This is a genomic window from Synechococcus sp. H60.1 (assembly GCF_047462335.1).
In the GTDB taxonomy this organism is placed as follows: Bacteria; Cyanobacteriota; Cyanobacteriia; order Thermostichales; family Thermostichaceae; genus Thermostichus.
In genome coordinates this window covers 1-3,731 of record NZ_JANSJA010000036.1, presented here as the reverse complement: position 1 = coordinate 3,731, position 3,731 = coordinate 1, and the positions used below count along the sequence as shown (strand labels likewise).

The window sequence follows — 3,731 nt, the reverse complement described above, 5'->3', positions numbered from 1 at the left end:
GGCCAGAAGACGGCGGCTTTTATCCAGAGCATCTCTTTTTGGCTCTGGAGGCCACCCAACTGGGTTATTGGCAACTGGATCTGCGCAGCGGGGAGCTGAGCAGTTCCCCTCAGTGCAAGGCCAAGTACGGACGGGATCCCGGCGAGGAGTTCACTCTGGAGATGCTTTTCGAGAGCGTTCACCCCGAAGATCGCCAGAGGGTGAAGGAAGCTTTCCAGTTGGCGGGGCCTAGAGCATTGGAGGGGGATCCCAACTTGTCAGTTGAGTACCGTGCCCATCTCGCAGACGGGCAGGTGCGCTGGCACCTCTCTCAGGGGATTGTGCTCCTGGGGCCGGAAGGGGATCCCAGCCATGTTGTCGGGGTAACCCTGGACATCACCAAGCGCAAGCAGGCCGAGCTAAAGCTGCAGCAACAGGTGCAGCGGGAAAAACTGTTTAACCGGCTCATTCAGGCCATCAGCACCTCTTTGGATCTACCCGCCCTCTTTGAGGTAGCGGTGCAGGAAGTAGGCCAGGTTTTGCAGGCAGCGCGGGTTACCCTTTACCAATATCTGCCTGCCGAGAAGGTGTGGGTGGGCATTACCGGCCATGTTCGCTCCCCCGATGTGCCCAGTACTCTCCAAATGCGCATACCGGATGATCCGCAGATCCCAACCATTCAGCAGTTGCAGCAGCTGCAAGTTTTTCACGTGGCGGATCCCCAGCAAGTTTCCGATCCCTTTGCATTGCAGGAAAGGCAAGACCGCCAGCTCGGCCCTTGGCTAGGGATCCCGGTGGCCTGTCAAGGGAAACTTTGGGGCGCTCTAGCCCTGAGACGCCTGATCTCTGAACCCGATTGGCAAGAGGAAGAGATCGAGTTGGCCAGGGCAATTGGCAATCACCTGGCAGTCGCCATTCGACAGGCGGAACTTTACCAAAGGCTGCAGCAAGCCAACGTCGAACTGGATTACCAAGTGCGGGTGCGCAACGGCCAACTGCAGCAAGCCTACGAAGACGAGGCCCTACTGCAACTGATCACGGAAGAAATTCGCTCCAGCCTAGACGAGCACAAGATTTTGGAAACCGTGGCGCAGGAACTGGCCCTCAGACTGGGTCTTTCTGGCTGCATGATTGCCCTCCATGACCCAGAACGACAGGTTAGCGTTTTGGCCTTGGATTATCGACCTGGAGAAGGGATCCGCCGTTTTCCCCTGGAGATCCCCTTTGCCGATTTTGCCGAGGTGCTCCAGCAGCTTCAGGGTGGGCAGTTCTGCTATTTCAGCAACCTTGGCCACCCCTGCTGGCCCAGCTACGACCGCCACACGCTGCTGGTACTTCCCATTTGCGATGCTCAGGAAGGCGAATCTCTCCTGCTGGGAAATATTTGCGGCTCGCGTCCGCCGGGGCAGGTATTTGGCGAGCGGGAACAGCGCTTGATGCAGCGGGTGGCCAGCCAGTGTGCGATTGCCATTCGCCAGGCCCGGCTTTTCCAAACCGTGCAGCAGCAGGTGCAGCAGTTGCAGGAGCTCAACCACCTCAAGGATGAGTTTCTGCACATGGTCTCCCACGAGATGCGCACGCCTCTAACCAACATGAAGCTGGCAATTGCTTTTCTCTCCAAGGCCAACCTGACGGAGCGGGAGCAGCGCTACTTGCAGATTTTGGAGATGGAGACCAACCGCGAGCTGGACTTGATCAACGAGCTGTTGGAATTGCAAGCTATTGAAGCCGGAAACAGGGATCTCAATCTAACCTGGTTATCTCCTCAGGAGTGGATCCCCAATCTTTCCGAGCCCTTCCGGCTGCGAGCTGCCCAGCAGAACCAACAGTTTCAGTTGGAATGGGATCCCGACCTTTTGCCCCTCTGTACGGATGAGAGACTGCTGTCGCGGGTGGTGGGCGAACTTTTGAACAACGCCTGCAAGTACACGCCGGCTGGGGAAAGCATCTGTTTGCGCTTTAGCCAGACCCATCAACAGAACCGTCCCGGCTGGCTGATCGAGGTGCGCAATACGGGAGTGGAAATTCCTCCAGAGGCGCTGCCCCATGTGTTTGAAAAGTTCTACCGCATCCCACAGTTGGATCGCCGCAAGGCCGGAGGGACAGGCCTAGGCCTGCCGCTAGCCAAAAAGGCTATGGAGATGTTAGAGGGATCCCTGACTGTAGCAAGCCACTCTGGCCAGGTCATCTTTCGGGTGTGGTGCCCCTCTCAGAGTCGAACGCCGCCAGCCAGGATCCCAGGCGAATCCACCTAGCGCCTTGCGCAGGACTCGAACCTGCAACCATCGACTTAGAAGGTCGGTGCTCTATCCATTGAGCTAGCAAGGCAAGTTGCAGAGCCATTATATCCTTGGAGGAGTTTCCTCTCCGAGGTCGGCTACACGGCTTAACCCGCTCCCTCAATGCCCCCTAAGGAGCTTCAGTTACGGATCCCAGTCGCTAAAGTTATAACGAAGGTCTTGGGAGAACCGGGATCTCGATGTCATTGCCTCCTGATCCTAGCTCAGTTGATGCCAAGAAGGCTGCTCGCGTCTGGGAGTCGGAAAACCCTCCCGGCCTGGAATCTCTCTCTCCGCCGGCCAGGCGCCTGTTGCGCCTCTACCATGGCGGCAGCTTTATCTTTCTGGGCCTGTTGTGGCTGCTGGTCGGGATCCCCAGCCTTTGGGCGCTGCGGGCAGATATCGTCCGTCTGTGGAACCATTTCACCTGGACGGGCCTGCGCTATGCCCTGTTTTACCGGCCCGGCTGGCCCACCTTCGGCCTTTTGCTGTGCGTCAGCTTCACGCTGGGGATCTTGATCGCCCAAAGCCGCTACGAGCTGTTTGGGCTCTATCCTATTGAGCGCTTGATGCTGGAGCGCCAGTCCCGCTGGATTTTGTCTTTGCCCGCCTGGCATCCGCTGCGGCGCTGGCTGGCACGCACTTTCAAGTGAACAACTCCCGACACCCATCTTCGTTGAGGAAACAACCAATACGGTGCGGACTAAGCTAAATGCGCGGGATTCCCCACCGTCTATACGGTGGGGCAGTTTATCTGCCAGACTTCGCCAGCCGGAATAGGAGCTGGGATCCCTCTGCCCCGTCTCAAGAGGGAGCGAGGCAAGGTTCAGCCGGCGGTGCCTCCCTTTTGGATCAGCTCAAGAGCCGGTGTCTTCAAGACGGATCCCGGCAATAGCCAGAAGAGTTGCTATCGAGGTCGGCTGGTGATCCCCCACGGGCGGGCGGCGTTGGGCGATAGCCGATAATAAACAAGTAGCATCAGGGGTTGCTGGATATGCTAGAGACCATCTTTAATGCGGCCAATTGGTTTGCTTTGCCTTTTTGGGCTTTGATGATCCTGCTGCCGGGCTGGAAAGTGACCCGTAGGGTGATGGAGTCGCTTTTGCCCATTGCCCTTTTGGCAACGGTTTATCTCTATCTTCTGGTTACCGGGTTTAATGCAGATACTCTCCAGGAGTTTTCCAATCCTCAGCTATCTCTGAACAGCCTGACTTCTCTATTCAGCCAGCCCTCGGTCATGGCGACGGGATGGGTTCACTACATTGTGATGGATCTATTTGTGGGCCGCTGGATCTTCTTGGAAGGCTGGGAAAAGCGAGTTTGGACAACTCACTCTCTGCTTTTGTGCTTGTTTGCTGGTCCGGTGGGTTTGCTCTCCCATCTGCTCACAGTGACCGTGGTGCAAGGGATCCGAAAGGGCCGGCCTGGGGTTGTTGGAGCGGATCAAAGTGCAGAAGTGCCGCAAGAATCCTC

General features: G+C 57.3%; 3 protein-coding genes and 1 tRNA gene. 3 read left to right on the top strand and 1 reads right to left on the bottom strand.

Annotated features, from left to right (window positions below; translation table 11 throughout):
• Positions 1-2,234, top strand: a 2,234-nt coding sequence (locus NW852_RS01735; RefSeq protein WP_414426418.1) for a GAF domain-containing protein, incomplete at its 5' end; no start/stop codon positions are given.
• Here NW852_RS01735 and NW852_RS01730 read toward each other — a convergent pair.
• Positions 2,235-2,307, bottom strand: a tRNA-Arg gene (locus tag NW852_RS01730).
• Between the two features lie 151 nt (positions 2,308-2,458).
• Between NW852_RS01730 and NW852_RS01725 the strand changes: the two genes are divergently transcribed.
• Both NW852_RS01725 and NW852_RS01720 read left to right on the top strand, forming a co-directional pair.
• Positions 2,459-2,911, top strand: a complete 453-nt coding sequence (locus NW852_RS01725) for a hypothetical protein (protein ID WP_414363873.1) — start codon at positions 2,459-2,461, stop codon at positions 2,909-2,911.
• A gap of 341 nt (positions 2,912-3,252) precedes the next feature.
• The coding region (locus tag NW852_RS01720; protein WP_414370742.1) for an ABA4-like family protein at positions 3,253-3,731 on the top strand (479 nt) is incomplete at its 3' end.

Bases quoted from the DNA above. Each gene is read 5' to 3' on its own strand.
- NW852_RS01725 (WP_414363873.1), top strand. From the start codon at position 2,459: ATGTCATTGCCTCCTGATCCTAGCTCAGTTGATGCCAAGAAGGCTGCT.